This window comes from Kitasatospora sp. NPDC127111 (genome assembly GCF_042677465.1).
GTDB lineage: Bacteria > Actinomycetota > Actinomycetes > Streptomycetales > Streptomycetaceae > Kitasatospora.
The window spans coordinates 103,733-120,023 of the sequence record NZ_JBHXTG010000005.1; the positions used below are offsets into that span (position 1 = coordinate 103,733).

Sequence of the window (16,291 nt, forward strand, 5' to 3'; positions counted from 1 at the left end):
ATCAGGGGCGGCCGGATCCCGCGTCGATTTCCGAGCCGGCGAGGTCCACGGCGGCTCCGCGCGGGTCCTCGCCGATCGAGATGTCCGACAGGCGCCCGTCTAGCAGCCAGCCGTGCGGCCGCCGCAGGGTGTTGCGGGGGCCGGGGGTCCAGCCGTCGGCGGCGAGCGCGGCCCGCAGGCGGGCGGCCACCTCGGCCGGTGGCAGACCGGTGGTGCTGCCGACGAGAAGGGTCCGGGAGCAGAAGTTCGAGCCGCAGTAGCCGTCGGTCTCGGAGACGACGGTCAGCCCGGGCGGCAGCGACAGCTCCCCGGCGTCGGGGAGGAAGGCCTCGAAGCCGAGGAGCTGGTAGCCGACGCCGATGACGCAGCCGACCAGGGCGTGGGCGGTGAGCGCGACGGCCGCCCCGACGGCCGGGTCGTTGGACTCCTTCTTCGGCCGGGGGCCGCGCAGCCGCCGCTCGGCCAGCCCGCCGGCCAGGATGACCAGGCCGCAGACGAGCGGGTAGCCGGCTTCGATCTCGGCGGTGGCGCGGGTGAAGTACCAGTCGTCCTCCAGGCCGACGAGCGCGACGGCCAGGCCGGTGAGGACGGTGAAGACGGTCACCCCGACGACCCGGGTGCGCACCACGAAGGCCCAGCAGGCCGCGGGCAGCAGCAGGTAGAGCAATCCCAGTACCAGTGACACGAGCAAGCCCCCCGCCTGCCGATGATCGGTCTCAGGCGGGGAGCCTAGATGCTTCAGGCCGGTCGGAGCCAGAGGGTGGCGAGGGGCGGGAGGACCAGTTCGGCGCTGCGCGGCTGGCCGTTCCACCCGGTGGCCTCGGCCTTGATCGGGCGGGAGTTGCCGATGCCGCTGCCGCCGTAGGTCTCGGCGTCGGTGTTGAGCACCTCCTCCCAGAGCTGCTCGCGGCCGTCGAGGGCGGGCAGGCCGACCCGGTGGCCGTGGCGGACGACGGGGGAGAAGTTGCAGACGGCGACCAGCGGGGTGCCGTCGGCCGCGTACCGGACGAAGGAGAGCAGGTTGTCCTCGGCCGCGCCGCCGTCGAGCCAGCGGAAGCCGTCGGGGGTGGTGTCCTGCTCCCAGAGGGCGGGGGCGTCGAGGTACTGCCGGTTGAGGTCGCGGACGAGGCGCCGCACGCCGAGGTGCTCCTCGTGGGCCGGCCACTGCTCGTCGAGCACCCACCACTGCGGGCCGTGCTCGTGGTCCCACTCCGCGCCCTGGGCGAACTCCTGGCCCATGAAGAGGAGTTGCTTGCCCGGGTGGGCCCACATGAAGCCCAGGTAGGCGCGGTGGTTCGCGCGCTGCTGCCACCAGTCGCCGGGCATCTTGGCGACCAGCGCCTGCTTGCCGTGCACCACCTCGTCGTGCGAGATCGGCAGGATGTAGTTCTCCGAGTAGGCGTACACCATCGAGAAGGTGATCTCGTTGTGGTGGTACTTCCGGTGCACCGGCTCCTTGGACATGTAGACCAGCGAGTCGTGCATCCAGCCCATGTTCCACTTCAGGCCGAAGCCGAGGCCGCCGCTGTCGGTGGGCCGGGTGACGCCGTTCCAGGCGGTGGACTCCTCGGCGACGGTGATCACGCCGGGGCAGCGGCGGTAGACGGTGGCGTTCATCTCCTGCAGGAACGCGGCGGCGTCCAGGTTCTCCCGGCCGCCGAACTGGTTGGGCGTCCAGGCGCCGCCCTCGCGCGAGTAGTCGAGGTAGAGCATCGAGGCGACGGCGTCCACCCGCAGGCCGTCGATGTGGAACTCCTCGCACCAGTAGACCGCGTTGGCGACCAGGAAGTTGCGCACCTCGGTGCGGCCGTAGTCGAACTCCAGCGTCCCCCAGTCGGGGTGCTCGGCGCGCAGCGGGTCGGACGGCTCGTACAGCGGGTGGCCGTCGAAGCGGGCGAGCGCGAAGTCGTCCTTGGGGAAGTGCGCGGGCACCCAGTCGACGATCACGCCGATGCCGTGCCGGTGCAGGGCGTCGACCAGGTAGCGGAAGTCGTCGGGGCTGCCGAGCCGGGCGGTGGGGGCGTAGTAGCCCGACACCTGGTAACCCCAGGAGCCGCCGAAGGGGTGCTCCATGACCGGCATGAACTCCACGTGGGTGAAGTTCAACTCCTTGAGGTACCGCGGGAGTTCCTCGGCGATCGCGCGGTACGTGGTGAGGTCGGGCCGCCAGGACGGCAGGTGCAGCTCGTACACCGACATCGGCGCCCGGTGGTGCGCGGCGCGGGCGCGGCGGGCCATCCACTCGCCGTCCTGCCAGCGGTAGGCGGAGGAGGTGACGACGGAGGCGGTGCCGGGCGGGACCTGGGCGGCCCGGGCCAGCGGGTCGGCCTTGTCGAGCACCCAGCCCTGCCGGGTGTGGATCTCGTACTTGTACTGGGTGCCCTCGGCCAGGCCCGGCACGAACAGCTCCCAGACGCCGGAGGAGCCGAGCGAGCGCATCGGGTGCCCGGTGCCGTCCCAGTGGTTGAAGTCCCCGATCAGCCGGACGCCGACCGCGTTGGGGGCCCAGACCGCGAAGGCGGTGCCGGCCACCCCGTCGACGGTGCGCACGTGCGAGCCGAGCGCCTGCCAGAGCTGCTCGTGCCGGCCCTCGGAGATCAGGTGCAGGTCCAGCTCGCCGAGGGTGGGCGGGACGCGGTAGCCGTCGTGCTGGGCGATCGGGTCGCCGCCGGGGTAGGTCACCAGCAGCCGGTAGTCCGGCACCCCGTCGCCGGCCAGCAGTCCGGTGAACAGGCCGCCCTGCTGGTGGGTGAGCTCGGCCGGGCCGTGCGCGGTCTCCACCACGACCCGCTCGGCGAACGGGCGCAGCACCCGGATCGCGGTGCCGCCGAGCACCGGATGGGCGCCGAGCAGGGCGTGCGGGTCGTGGTGCTGCCCGCCGACCAGCCGGTCCACCTCGGCCGGTGGCAGCGGCGCCTCGGGCAGCCGCAGCACGCCGCCGGGCGCGGGTGCGGGTACGGGGGCGGGGCCCGCCGGTGCGCGGTGGGCCGGGGCCGGGGCCTGGCCGCCGGGCGCGGGGCGCGCCGTCGCGCGCGGCTCGGACCGCCGGGGCGCCGCGGGCTCGCGCTGCGGGGACGCCGCGGCCGCCAGGAAGGTGGCGGGCACGGAACGGGTGGTGCGGCCGGTCGGGTCGAGCGGCGTCACGGCGTGGTCCTCCTGCGGGATCGGGGTGGTCGCGGGAACGTCGGCGGCGGGGGTGCGGGTGAACTCCGGGGCGGCGGACAGGCGGGTGGTGCGGCGGGGCGGGGGTCAGACGGTGAGCGCGAGCCGGTTGATCGCGGCCAGCGGGATCGGCAGCCAGCTCGGCCGGTGCCGGGCCTCGTACACCACCTCGTAGACCGCCTTGTCGATCTCCAGCGCCCGCATCAGCTCGGGCGAGGCGGCCGGGTCGATGCCGCCGCCGGCGGTGTAGCCGGCGCAGAAGGCGGTGCGGTTGCGCTGCGCCCAGGCGGCGGCCAGGTGGGCCAGCTCCGGGTCGGGCGGGCCGCCGGCCAACAGGTGGGCGGCGGCGTAGTCGAAGGAGCGGAGCATCGCGGCGACGTCCCGCAGCGCGGTCTGCGGTTCGCGCCGTTCGGCGACGGACTTGGCGGGCTCGCCCTCGAAGTCCAGCAGCACCCAGCCGTGCGGGGTGCGCATGGCCTGGCCGAGGTGCAGGTCGCCGTGGATGCGCTGGACCGGCATGCCGTCCGGGTGGGCGTCGGCGAGCTGCTGGAAGGCGGTGCGCAGCGCGGCCCGGTACCGCATCAGCCCGGGGACGGCGGCCACCGCGCTGTCCAGCCGGTCGGCCATCGCGGTGGCCAGCTGGCGGGTCTGGGTGCGGTCCAGCCGGGCGACCGGCATCGAGCGGGCCAGCACCCGGTGCACCTCGGCGGTGGCCCGGCCGAGCCGGTGCGCCTCGATGGCGAAGTTGCCGGGCGACGGGTCGCCCTTGAGCCGGCCGACCTGGTCGAGCGCCAGCTCCCAGCCGTCCTCGGCCTCGGGCAGGTAGCGCTGGAGCAGCCCGAGGGTGGCCGGCTCGGCGCGCTCCAGCCGGCTCTCGAACCACGCGGCGACCCGGGGGATCCGGGTGGAGCCGGCCCGCGAGAGCGCCAGCGAGAGCTCCAGGTCGGGGTTGGTGCCGGGATGGATGCGGCGGAACAGCTTGAGGATGTACGAGGTGCCGTAGATGACCGAGCTGTTGGACTGCTCGGCCGTGGAGGCGCGCCCGGGCAGGTTGGCCGGCAGCCCGGAGCCGGGGGTGCGGCGGAACGACAGTGACCCGAACCGGTCACCGGTGGCGAGGTGCTCCAGCAGCCGCCCGGTCAGTTCGGGGTCGTGCACCGCGTCGTACAGCGCGGCGCCGTCGTACGGGCCCTGGGTGAGCCGGCCGAGGACCGCGGTCGGCTCGATGTCCGCCGGGCCCTGGGACCGGACGCCGAGCAGCAGCTGGTAGATGTCCCCGTGCGGGGCGCCGGCGGTGGTGGCGTGCTCGACCCGCAGCAGCAGGTGCAGCAGGGCCGGGTCGCCGACCTGGAGCGGGGTGCCGACCACCGGGGTGAGACCGGTGATGGGCCGTCCCTTGCCGGCGTACCAGCGCTGGGTGGGGAGCCAGTCGGCGATCAGGGGCAGGGCCGCCTGGACGAGTTCGCTGACCCCCAGAGCGGTTCTCCGGGCCCCGGCGGCCCCGCGGGTGCCCACCGGCGCGGAGCCGGCGGGGGTGTCGCGGTGCACGTGGGCCTGAGAACGGGAGGTTTCGGACATGACTCCCTTTCCCCGGAAGCGGGCGGACTGCCCGACGGGTCTGGCCGGGTCCGTCAGTCTTCCGGAATTCGGCGGCGCGGCGGCGACGGCACGCGAGCGGTGCTCGGGTGTCACGCCTTCGTGTGGGTGGCCGTTGGGCTGTTCTCCGTACGCGGTGGTGCAGAGACCTCCGGGGGCGCGTGAGGTTCAACTCGCGCCCCCGGAGGGTTTGGTGGTGCCGGTGCGACCCGGAGGGGCGGGTCGCCGACGGATCGTTACTTCGATCGCCTGGTGCCGCTCAACCGCGGGGGCCGGCGGAGCTGGAACCAGTAGAAGCCGTGGCCGGCCAGGGTGAGCAGGTACGGCCACTCGCCGATCGAGGGGAAGCGCACCCCGCCGATCAGCTCGACCGGGTACCGCCCGCCGTACTGCCGCAGGTCCAGTTCGGTCGGCTGCGCGAACCGCGAGAAGTTGTTCACGCACATGACCAGGTCGCCCTCGTACTCACGCACGAAGGCCAGCACCGCGGGGTTGCTGGAGGGCAGTTCGGTGTACGTGCCGAGGCCGAACGCCGGGTTGAGCTTGCGGATCTCGATCATGCGACGCGTCCAGTGCAGCAGCGAACTCGAACTGCTCTGCTGCGCTTCGACGTTGGTCACCTGGTAGCCGTACACCGGATCCATGATGGGCGGCAGACTGAGCCTGCCCGGGTCGGCGGAGGAGAAACCCGCGTTGCGGTCCGGGGTCCACTGCATCGGCGTGCGCACGCCGTCCCGGTCGCCCAGCCAGATGTTGTCGCCCATGCCGATCTCGTCCCCGTAGTAGAGCACCGGCGAGCCGGGCAGGGAGAGCAGCAGGGCGGTGAACAGCTCGATCTGGTTGCGGTCGTTCTCCAGCAGCGGGGCGAGCCGGCGGCGGATGCCCACGTTGGCGCGCATCCGGGGGTCCTTGGCGTACTCCGCGTACATGTAGTCGCGCTCCTCGTCGGTGACCATCTCCAGGGTCAGCTCGTCGTGGTTGCGCAGGAAGATCCCCCACTGGCAGCCGTTGGGGATGTGCGGGGTCTTGGCCAGGATCTCCGAGACGGGGTAGCGGGACTCCCGGCGGACCGCCATGAAGATCCGCGGCATCACCGGGAAGTGGAACGCCATGTGGCACTCGTCGCCGCCGGAGGCGAAGTCGCCGAAGTAGTCGACGACGTCCTCGGGCCACTGGTTGGCCTCGGCGAGCAGCACGGTGTCCGGGTAGTTGGCGTCGATCTCCTTGCGGACCCGCTGGAGGAACTCGTGCGTCTCCGGCAGGTTCTCGCAGTTGGTGCCCTCGCGGGCGAACAGGTACGGCACCGCGTCCAGCCGGAAGCCGTCGATGCCGAGGTCGAGCCAGAACCGCAGTCCGGCGATCATCTCGTCCTGGACCCGGGGGTTGTCGTAGTTGAGGTCCGGCTGGTGGGAGAAGAACCGGTGCCAGTAGTACTGCTTGCGCACCGGGTCGTACGTCCAGTTGGAGGTCTCGGTGTCGACGAAGATGATCCGGGCGTCGGGGTACTGCTTGTCGTCGTCGGCCCACATGTAGAAGTCGCCGTACGGGCCGTCCGGGTCCTCCCGGGAGGCCTGGAACCACGGGTGCTGGTCGCTGGTGTGGTTCATGACGAAGTCGATGATCACGCGCATGCCGCGGGCGTGCGCGGCGTCCACGAACTCCATGAAGTCGGCGAGGTCGCCGAACTCCGGCAGGACCGCCTTGTAGTCGGCCACGTCGTACCCGCCGTCGCGCAGCGGCGAGGCGAAGAACGGCGGCAGCCAGAGGCAGTCGACCCCGAGCCACTGCAGGTAGTCGAGCTTGGACGTGAGCCCCTTGAGGTCCCCGACCCCGTCGCCGTTGCTGTCCTGGAAGGACCGCACCAGCACCTCGTAGAAGACCGCACGCTTGAACCACTCGGGGTCCAGGTTCTTCTTCGAGGTCTCGGGGAAGGTGTCGGGGACGGGCTCGTTCACTGTCACGCTGGGTTCCTCCGAACCGTGAGGAGGTGAGCCGGCTCGGCTGAGGGGTCGAGCCGGACGTAGTTGTGCCGGCCCCAGGTGTAGGCGGCGCCGGTGAGCTCGTCGTGCACCGCGAAGGGCCCGTCCCCGTCGAGGGTGACGGTCGCCTCCTGGACGCGGTGCGGGTCCAGGTTGACCACGGTGATGACGTGGTCGGTGAGGCCTTCGGCGGTGGTCGCGGTCTTGGAGAACGCGAGCACCTGGTCGTTGTCGGTGGGGTGGAAGCGCAGCGAGCGCAGCTGCTGGAGGGCGGGGTGGCGGCGGCGCAGCCGGTTCAGCGCGGTCAGCAGCGGGGCCAGGGTGTCCGTCCGGGTCCAGTCGCGCGGGCGCAGCTCGTACTTCTCCGAGTGGAGGTACTCCTCGGAGCCGGGGTGGGCGGGCTCGTTCTCGTACAGCTCGTAGCCGGCGTAGACGCCGTAGCTGGGGGAGAGGGTGGCGGCCAGGACCGCGCGGATCGCGAACGCGGCCCGGCCGCCGGTCTGGAGGTAGGCGTGCAGGATGTCCGGCGTGTTGGCGAAGAAGTTCGGCCGCATGTACGCGGCGGCGTCGCCGGAGAGCTCGGTGAGGTACTCGGTGAGTTCCCGCTTGGTGTTGCGCCAGGTGAAGTACGTGTACGACTGGTGGAATCCGATCTTCCCCAGGGTGTGCATCATCGCGGGGCGGGTGAACGCCTCCGCCAGGAACACGACGTCCGGGTCGGTGCGGGCGATGTCGCCGAGCACCTTCTCCCAGAACACCACCGGCTTGGTGTGCGGGTTGTCGACCCGGAAGATCCGCACGCCGTGGGACATCCAGAACCTGAGGATTCGAATCGTCTCCTTGACGATTCCGTCCATGTCCTGGTCGAAGTTGATCGGATAGATGTCCTGGTACTTCTTCGGCGGGTTCTCGGCATGGGCGATGGTGCCGTCGGCGCGGTGGCTGAACCATTCGGGGTGCTTGTTCACCCACGGGTGGTCCGGCGAGCACTGCAGCGCGAAGTCCAGTGCCACCTCCAGGTGCAGCGCCTGGGCCTCGGCCACGAAGTGGTCGAAGTCCTCGATGGTGCCGAGGTCCGGGTGGATCGCGTCGTGCCCGCCCTCCGGCGAGCCGATCGCCCACGGCGAGCCGACGTCGTGCGGACCGGCCGTCAGGGTGTTGTCCGGCCCCTTGCGGAAGGCTCGGCCGATCGGGTGGACCGGCGGCAGGTACACCACGTCGAAGCCCATCGCGGCCACGGCCGGCAGCCGCTCGGCGGCGGTGCGCAGGGTGCCCGAGCGCGGCGGCTCGACCCCGGACGGGTCGACCACCGCGCCCTCCGACCGCGGGAAGAACTCGTACCAGGAGCCGTACAGCGCCCGCTCGCGGTCCACCTGGAGCGGCAGCGGCCGGGAGGCGCTGACCAGTTCGCGCAGCGGGAAGCGGTCCAGCAGGTCCAGCACCTCGGGGGCGAGCGCGGCCGCCAGCCGGGACAGCGGCGGCAGGCCGGTGTCGCGCAGCGCGTCCACCGCGGCCAGCACGTGCGCCCGGCCCTCCTTCTTCGGCACGCCGCCGGCCGCCCGCTCCAGCAGCAGGGCCCCCTCCTCCAGCACCAGCGCGGTGTCGATCCCGGCCGGCAGCTTCACCGCGGCGGTCCTGCGCCAGGTGGCCACCGGGTCGCTCCACGCCTCCACCAGGTAGGACCAGCGGCCGGGCGCGGTCGGGGTGACGTACGCGCCCCAACGGTCGGTGCCCTCGGCGAGTTCGCGCATCGGCGTCCAGGGGCCGCTGCGCCCGCGCGGGTCGCGCAGGACGACGTTGGCGTTCACCGCGTCGTGGCCCTCGCGGAACACGGTGGCGGTGACCAGGAAGGTCTCGCCGACCACGGCCTTGGCCGGGCGGCGGCCGGCGTCTACGAGGGGGCTGACGTCCAGGACGGGGATGCGGCCGATCACGGTGTCGCTCTCTGTCGTCTTGCGGGCGGCGGTCTTGCGGGCGGGCGCCTTGCGCGGCGCGGCGTCGGCCTTCGCGGCGTCGGCCTTCGCGGTGGTGGCCTTCGCGGTGGTGGCCTTCGCCACACGGGCCTTCGGGGGTGAGCCGGCGTCGGCCTTCGCGGTGGCGGTGCTCGTGGCGGTGGCGCGGCGCGTGGTGGTGCGCTTGCGCGGTGCCGCGGTCCGGCTCTCCTCGGCCCCGGGTTGTCGGGCCGGTTCGGAGTGCTGCTCCGTACGGATAGCCCCGGCGCCCCGGGGCGCCGGCATCGGCGCGTCTGTCCGGGTGTCAGAATCCATCCGTCCGGCGGATTCCGCGACCGCCGCGTCGAAGGTGTCGGCCACCGGTGTGGACTGGTCCCGCGTGTCGCCGTGCATGCCAAGCTCCTGCCCGAGATCGGCGGCAGCTCCCGCGGGCCGCACGGGCCGGGGGAGTACCGGGGGGACTGCTGGGTGGGGAGGCCGTGCGACCGGAAGCCTGCCCGCGCCGCCGTCCCCGGCAACCTGCCCCGCTCCCGCCGAGCCCGTGACGGGCAGCCCGGGAGCCCGCGCGCGTCCCGGCGCACGCCTCCCGGGGCACGCCCCTGGGTGACCCAACCCACCCGTGAACGAGCAGGCCGAGTTCGAGGACACGCATCGGGGTGCGGTGAGCGCCGAATGGGCTAAGGAGGTCGGGAAACGATCAACGCGAAAAGGATTCGGACGTGCTGCTTCGAGGAGGGCGCCACCCGTCGCCGCACTCCCCACAGCATCAACGACCTTGGTTCATAGTCGCACCGGGGACAAGACTTTCGCAGCGGTACGACAGTAGTTTCGGCGCGCGGAAGGGGAGGATCCGCGGCCGGAAATGGAGCTGTTCCGCGATGTTCACGTATTGGTAGCGCGGCGCGCCGGAAAGTGCGCCTCGCGCGCCCCCCGTGCAGTCCAATGCGCCGAATGCGATCTCACCAATAGGCCGAACGGAGGCCCAATAGCCCACTTGACGCACCATCGTGACAGCGGCCGGGGCTACGCTTCACGCCGTGAAGGCAATCCGCAGATTCACCGTCCGCACCGTCCTGCCCGAACAACTCCAGCCGTTGCACGAGCTGGCCCTCAACCTGCGCTGGTCCTGGCACCCCGAGACCAGGGACCTCTTCCGGTCCGTGGACCCGGAGGTCTGGGCCGCGACCGGCGAGGACCCGGTGCGCCTGCTCGGGGAGGTCCCGGCCGCCCGGCTCGCCGCGCTCGCCACCGACCGGCGCTTCCTGCGCAGGCTCGGCGACCTCGCCGACGACCTGCGCGAGTACCTGTCCGGCCCGCGCTGGTACCAGGCCGACCGGCAGAGCCCCGATCAGGAGGCCGCCGGCGCCGCCCAGCCCGCCGCCATCGCCTACTTCTCCCCCGAGTACGGCATCGCCGCGGCACTGCCCCAGTACTCCGGCGGACTCGGCATCCTGGCCGGCGACCACCTCAAGGCCGCCAGCGACCTCGGCGTCCCGGTCATCGGCGTGGGGCTGTTCTACCGGCACGGCTACTTCCGGCAGTCCCTCAACCGGGACGGCTGGCAGCAGGAGCGCTACCCGCTCCTCGACCCGGACGAACTCGCCGTCACCCTGCTCCGGGAGGGCGACGGCACCCCCTGCCGGGTCGACCTCCCGCTGCCCGGCGGCCGCACCCTCGCCGCCCACGTCTGGAAGGCCCAGGTCGGGCGCGTCCCGCTGCTGCTGCTCGACTCCGACATCGAGGCCAACTCGCCCGCCGAACGCGACGTCACGGACCGCCTCTACGGCGGCGGCAGCGAGCACCGGCTGCTCCAGGAGATGCTCCTGGGCATCGGCGGCGTCCGCGCGGTCCGCGCCTACGGCCGGCTCACCGGCCACCCCGCCCCCGAGGTCTTCCACACCAACGAGGGCCACGCCGGCTTCCTCGGCGTCGAGCGGATCCGCGAGCTGATCGCGGACGCCGGGCTGGACTTCGCCGCCGCCCTGGAGGCCGTCCGGGCCGGCACCCTGTTCACCACCCACACCCCCGTCCCGGCCGGCATCGACCGCTTCGACCGCGACCTGGTCGCCCGTCACTTCGGCGGCGACGCCGCGCTGCCCGGCGTCCCGGTCGAGCAGGTGCTCGCGCTCGGCGCCGAGACCTGGCGCGGCGGGGACCCGAAGCTGTTCAACATGGCCGCCATGGGCCTGCGGCTCGCCCAGCGGGCCAACGGCGTCTCCACCCTGCACGGCGAGGTCAGCCGGTCGATGTTCAACGGCCTCTGGCCCGGCTTCGACGCCGCCGAGGTACCGATCACCTCCGTCACCAACGGCGTGCACGCCGCCACCTGGATCGACCCGGCGGTGGTCCGGCTCGGCGCCGCGGAGATCGGCGCCGACCGCGCCGAGGACGCCATGACCACCGGCGACGCCAAGCGCTGGACGGGCCTGGAGAGGATCGGCAACACCGACATCTGGGAGCTGCGCCGCGCCCTGCGCGCCCAGCTGGTGGACGAGGCCCGCCGCCGGCTGCGCGCCTCCTGGCACCAGCGCGGCGCCGGCGAGGCCGAGCTGGGCTGGGTCTCCACGGTGCTCGACCCGGACGTGCTGACCATCGGCTTCGCCCGCCGGGTGCCCTCCTACAAGCGGCTCACCCTGATGCTGCGCGACCAGGAGCGGCTGCGCTCGCTGCTGCTGCACCCGACCCGCCCGGTGCAGATCGTGGTCGCCGGCAAGGCCCACCCGGCCGACGACGGCGGCAAGCGGCTGATCCAGCAGCTGGTCGCCTTCGCCGACGACCCGGCCGTCCGGCACCGGATCGTCTTCCTGCCGGACTACGACATGGCGATGGCCCGGCACCTCTACCCGGGCTGCGACGTCTGGCTGAACAACCCGCTCCGCCCGCTGGAGGCCTGCGGCACCTCGGGGATGAAGGCCGCGCTCAACGGCTGCCTCAACCTGTCCGTCCTGGACGGCTGGTGGGACGAGTGGTACGACGGCCAGAACGGCTGGGCGATCCCGACCGCCGACGAGACCGGCGGGGTCCTCGACCCGGAGAGCAGCGAGGCCGAGCGGCGGGACGACCTGGAGTCCGCCGCGCTGTACGACCTGATCGAGCACCAGGTGGCCGCCCGGTTCTACGACCGGGGCGAGGACGGGCTGCCGCACCGCTGGATCGCCATGGTCCGGCACACCCTGGTCACCCTCGGGCCCAAGGTGCTGGCCGGGCGGATGGTCCGCGAGTACGTCGACCGGCTGTACACGCCGGCCGCACTGGCCCAGCGCGAGCTGGCGGCCGCCCGGTACACCGGGGCGCGCGAGCTGGCCGCCTGGAAGGCGCGGGTGCGGGAGGCCTGGCCGGCCGTCCGGGTCGAGCACGTGGAGGCGGACTGCCCGGACGAGGCGCAGGAGCTGGGCAGCTCGCTGGCGCTGCGGGTGCAGGTCACGCTCGGCACGCTGGAGCCGGGCGACGTCGAGGTGCAGGCCGTCTCCGGGCGGGTGGACGAGTCGGACGGCATCTCGGACGTCTGCCTGCTCGCGCTGAAGCCGGTCGGCGGGCCGGACCTCGACGGGCGCACCCGGTACGAGGGCTCGCTGGAGCTCTGCCGGACCGGTCCGTTCGGCTACACCGTCCGGGTGCTGCCGGCCCATCCGCGGCTGGCCTCGCCGGCCGAGCTCGGCCTGGTCGCGCTGCCCGCCGAGTCGGCCGGGATGGACGCGGGCCTGCTGCGCTGAACCGGGGGACCGCCGGGGGAGGCCTTGGCCCCACCCCGGCGGTCCCCGGTCTCACACGAGGCTGTCCCGCCAGGCCCGGTGCAGCTCGGCGAACCGGCCGGAGCCGTCGATCAGCTCCTGCGGGGTGCCGTCCTCGACGATCCGGCCCTGGTCCATCACCAGCACCCGGTCGGCGATCTCGACGGTGGAGAGCCGGTGCGCGATGATCACCGCCGTCCGCCCGGCCAGCACCGTGCGCATCGCCCGCTGGACGGCCTGCTCGCCCGGCACGTCGAGCGAGCTGGTCGCCTCGTCGAGGATCAGCACCGCCGGGTCGGCCAGCAGGGCCCGGGCGAACGCCACCAGCTGGCGCTGGCCGGCCGAGATCCGGCCGCCGCGCTTGCGCACGTCGGTGTCGAAGCCGTCCGGCAGCGCGGCGATGAACTCGTACGCGCCGATGTCCCGGGCGGCCTGCTCGACCTCCTCGCGGGTGGCGCCGGGCCGGCCGATCGCGATGTTCTCGGCGACGGTGCCGGAGAACAGGAAGGACTCCTGGGTCACCATCACCACCCCGCGGCGCAGTTCGGGCGTGGCGAGGTCGCGCAGGTCCACGCCGTCCAGGGTGATCCGGCCGCCGGTCGGGTCGTAGAAGCGGGCCAGCAGCTTGGCGACGGTCGACTTGCCCGCGCCGGTCGCCCCGACCACCGCCACGGTCCGACCGGCCGGCAGCACCAGGTCGAAGGCGGGCAGCACCTCCTTGCCGGTGCGGTAGCCGAACCGCGTCTTCTCGAAGCGCACCTCCCGCCCCTTCGTCCGGGACTCCGGCAGCCGGACGGGCTCGGCCGGTTCGGTGACGGTCGGCTCGTGGGCGAGCAGGCCGGCGATCTTCTCCAGGGCGGCGGCCGCGGACTGGTAGCTGTTCAGGAACATCGCCAGCTGGTCGATCGGGTCGAACAGCCGGCGCAGGTAGAGCACGAAGGCGGTCAGCACGCCCAGCTCCACCACGTCGTCGGTGACCAGGAAGGCGCCGAGCAGCACCACGCCGGCCGTCCAGAGGTTGGCGGTGGCACGGGAGAGGCCGACGTACCGGGCGATCTCCAGCAGGCCGTCCGCGGTGGCGGCGGCCGACTGCCGGTTGACCACGCCGAACGCGGCGTCGTTGGTCCGCTCGCGGCGGAACGCCTGCACCGGGCGGATGCCGTTCATCGTCTCGGTGAAGCGGACGATCAGCGAGGCGGCCGAGGTGCGGGAGCGGCGGTAGACCCGGCGCGAGCGGCGCCGGAAGGACCGGGCGATCAGGAACAGCGGCACGAAGGAGGCCAGCGACGCCAGGCCGAGCCGCCAGTCCAGCACCAGCAGCAGCACCGAGATGTAGCAGACCGAGAGGAAGACGCTCAGCAGCTCCTGGAGGCCCTCGGAGAGCAGCTCGCGCAACGCGTCCACGTCGCTGGTGGCGCGCGAGATGATCCGGCCCGAGGTGTAGCGCTCGTGGAAGTCCAGGCTGAGCCGCTGGGCGTGCCGGAAGATCCGGCCGCGCAGCTCCAGCAGGATGTCCTGGTTGATGCGGGCGCTGATCCTGATGAACGACCACTGCAGCAGGGTGCTGAGCAGCGCGAAGCCGAGGTAGGCGGAGATCACCGCGATCAGCGGGCCGGCGTCGTGCTCGCGCAGCGCGGGGATGCCCCGGTCCATCGCGACCGCCACCAGCAGCGGGCCCGACTGCAGCGCCGCCTGCTGGAGCAGGATCACCACCATCGCCACGGTGATCCGGGCCCGGTGCGGGCCGAGCAGCGAGCGCAGCAGCGCGCGGGGCGCGCCCGGCGGGACGGGGATGTCCTCCTCGTCGGCCGGCGGGGGCGGCAGGTCGTCCCGCGGTCCCTCGGCCGCGGCCTGCTCGGCGGGTTCGATCGTGGTGGTCATCGGGCGGGGCTCCCCTCCGGTACGAGGGCGGCCTCGCCCGACATCAGTTCGCGGTAGCGCGCCGAAGCGCGCAGCAGTTCCTGGTGGGTGCCGACGGCCTCGATCCGGCCGTCCGCCAGCACCGCGACCCGGTCGGCGAGCAGCACGGTGCTCGGCCGGTGGGCGACCACCAGCGCGGTGGTCGAGCCGAGCACCTGCCGCAGCGCCCGTTCGACCAGCGCCTCGGTGTGCACGTCCAGCGCGGAGAGCGGGTCGTCCAGCACCAGGAAGGCCGGGTCGCCGACCACCGCGCGGGCCAGCGCGAGCCGCTGGCGCTGGCCGCCGGAGAGGCTCAGGCCCTGCTCGCCGACCTCCGTCTCCACGCCGTCCGGCAGCTTCTCGACGAAGCCGGCCTGGGCGGTGGCGAGCGCGGCGGCCAGCCGGTCGGGGCCGGCACCGGGAGCGCCCATCAGCACGTTCTCCCGGACGGTGGCCGAGAACAGGGTGGGCTCCTCGAAGGCGACCGCGACCAGCTCGCGCAGCCGCTCCCGGGACAGCTCGCGGATGTCCCGGCCGTCCAGGGTGATGGTGCCGCCGGTGGCGTCGTACAGCCGGGGGAGGAGGGCGGTGAGCGTGGTCTTGCCGCTGCCGGTGGCGCCGACCAGGGCCATCGTCTCGCCGCTGCGGACGTGCAGGTCGACGCCGCTCAGCAGGTCGGGGGTGTCGGGCGGGGCGTCCGGGTAGCGGAAGCGGACGCCGGTGAGCCGGATGCCGTCGCGCGCCGCCCCGGCCGCCGCGGGGGCGCCCGCGGGCCGCGCCGACTCGTCGGACGGCGGTGCGTCGGCCGGGGGGTCGTCCGGCAGGGGCTCGTCCAGCACTTCGAAGAAGCGGTCGGCCGCGGTGGCGGCCTCGTTGGCGTAGGCGAGCAGCCAGCCCAGCGACTCCACCGGCCAGCGCAGGGCGAGCGCGGTGGAGAGGAACGCGACCAGGGTGCCGGTGCTCAGCTCGTCGTGGGCGACCAGGTAGCAGCCGACCGCGAGCGCGCAGCCGAGCGCCAGCTCGGGCAGGCCGACGATCACCGACCAGAGGTTGGCCAGCAGGCCGGCCTTGCGCAGCTCGGTGCGGCGCAGCAGGCGCGCCTGCTCGCGGAAGCGCTCCGCCATGGAACGGTGGCGGCCGAAGGCCTTGAGGATGCGGATGCCGAGGACGGACTCCTCGATCACGGTGGCGAGGTCGCCGTTCTGGTCCTGGGCGAGGCGGGCGGCGCCCGAGTAGCCGGCCTCGAACCGCCGGGTGAGCACCAGCAGCGGCACGGCGGGCAGCAGCACGATCAGGGCCAGCCGCCAGTCCTGGGTGAACATCACCGCCGTTCCGGCCAGGAACATCACGGTGTTGACGATCAGGAAGACCAGCGGGAAGGCGAGGAACAGCCGCATGGTGTACATGTCGGCGGTGGCCCGGGAGAGCAGTTGGCCGGATCCCCAGCGGTCGTGGAAGGAGACCGGCAGGCGCTGGAGCTTGGCGAAGAGGTCCCCGCGCATCGCGGTCTCCACCCCGGCCAGCGGTCGGGCCAGCACGACCCGGCGGGTGTAGAACAGGGCGGCCTCGACCAGGCCGAGGACGACCAGCAGGCCGATCAGCGGCCGGAGAGCGGCGAGGTCGTGGTCGGCGAGCGGGCCGTCGACGATCCGCTGGAGCACCATCGGGACGCCCAGCACGCTGAGCATGGCGACGACGGCGGCGGTCACCGAGGTGGCCAGCCGCCAGCGGATCGCGCGCGCGTACGGCCACAGGCGCAGCAGCGAGCGGACCGTCGAGCGGCGGGGGGCGTCGGTCCGGGGGCCGGACCGGGGCTCGGGGTGGGCCTCGGACGGGGGCTCGGATCGCGGCTCGGGGTGGGCTTCGGGGTGGGGGAGCTGTTTCTCGGCCATCGGGGCCGAGAGTAGGTCGGGGACCTGTCATTTCTCACCAGGTTTTTCGGCCCTTACCGGGCGGACCGGCGAGAACCGGC

At 73.2% G+C, this 16,291-nt stretch carries 8 protein-coding genes; 1 reads left to right on the top strand and 7 read right to left on the bottom strand.

From position 1 onward, the window contains the following. Position 1: 1 nt before the first annotated feature. The 5 genes from ACFVHB_RS05400 to ACFVHB_RS05420 all read right to left on the bottom strand — a co-directional run bounded on the left by ACFVHB_RS05400 (position 2) and on the right by ACFVHB_RS05420 (position 8,671). A complete protein-coding gene (locus ACFVHB_RS05400) occupies positions 2-685 on the bottom strand; it encodes a hypothetical protein (protein WP_380315421.1) in 684 nt (227 codons plus the stop codon). A 53-nt stretch (positions 686-738) separates the two neighbouring features. Next, on the bottom strand, positions 739-3,144 hold the full coding sequence (gene glgB / locus ACFVHB_RS05405; RefSeq protein ID WP_380315424.1) for a 1,4-alpha-glucan branching enzyme: 2,406 nt from the start codon (positions 3,142-3,144) through the stop codon (positions 739-741). 105 nt (positions 3,145-3,249) lie between these two features. Continuing rightward, positions 3,250-4,740 (bottom strand): phosphotransferase, encoded by a 1,491-nt coding sequence (locus tag ACFVHB_RS05410; RefSeq protein WP_380315427.1) that lies wholly within the window; start codon positions 4,738-4,740, stop codon positions 3,250-3,252. 254 nt (positions 4,741-4,994) lie between these two features. Beyond that, the gene (gene treS, locus ACFVHB_RS05415) at positions 4,995-6,719 is read right to left on the bottom strand and encodes a maltose alpha-D-glucosyltransferase (RefSeq protein WP_380315430.1); all 1,725 of its coding nucleotides are present in this window, start codon (positions 6,717-6,719) and stop codon (positions 4,995-4,997) included. Further along, the gene (locus ACFVHB_RS05420) at positions 6,716-8,671 is read right to left on the bottom strand and encodes an alpha-1,4-glucan--maltose-1-phosphate maltosyltransferase (RefSeq protein WP_380315585.1); all 1,956 of its coding nucleotides are present in this window, start codon (positions 8,669-8,671) and stop codon (positions 6,716-6,718) included. The genes treS and ACFVHB_RS05420 overlap by 4 nt, the downstream gene beginning before the upstream one ends. Before the next feature lie 1,055 nt (positions 8,672-9,726). On the opposite strand from ACFVHB_RS05420, the gene glgP reads away from it, so the two are divergent. Further along, positions 9,727-12,402: an alpha-glucan family phosphorylase gene (gene glgP, locus ACFVHB_RS05425; RefSeq protein WP_380315433.1), complete on the top strand. Its 2,676-nt coding sequence runs from the start codon at positions 9,727-9,729 to the stop codon at positions 12,400-12,402. A 51-nt stretch (positions 12,403-12,453) separates the two neighbouring features. Here the strand turns inward: glgP and ACFVHB_RS05430 are convergent, their stop codons facing one another. Both ACFVHB_RS05430 and ACFVHB_RS05435 read right to left on the bottom strand, forming a co-directional pair. Continuing rightward, complete coding sequence (locus tag ACFVHB_RS05430) at positions 12,454-14,301, bottom strand: ABC transporter ATP-binding protein (RefSeq protein ID WP_380315436.1); 1,848 nt, start codon at positions 14,299-14,301, stop codon at positions 12,454-12,456. Then, entirely contained in the window at positions 14,298-16,211 is a 1,914-nt protein-coding gene (locus ACFVHB_RS05435; RefSeq protein WP_380315439.1) for an ABC transporter ATP-binding protein, read from the bottom strand. Before ACFVHB_RS05435 ends, ACFVHB_RS05430 begins: the two co-directional genes overlap by 4 nt. Positions 16,212-16,291 lie beyond the last annotated feature (80 nt).

Bases quoted from the DNA above. Each gene is read 5' to 3' on its own strand.
- ACFVHB_RS05410 (WP_380315427.1), bottom strand. From the start codon at position 4,740: ATGTCCGAAACCTCCCGTTCTCAGGCCCACGTGCACCGCGACACCCCC.
- ACFVHB_RS05430 (WP_380315436.1), bottom strand. From the start codon at position 14,301: ATGACCACCACGATCGAACCCGCCGAGCAGGCCGCGGCCGAGGGACCG.
- ACFVHB_RS05435 (WP_380315439.1), bottom strand. From the start codon at position 16,211: ATGGCCGAGAAACAGCTCCCCCACCCCGAAGCCCACCCCGAGCCGCGA.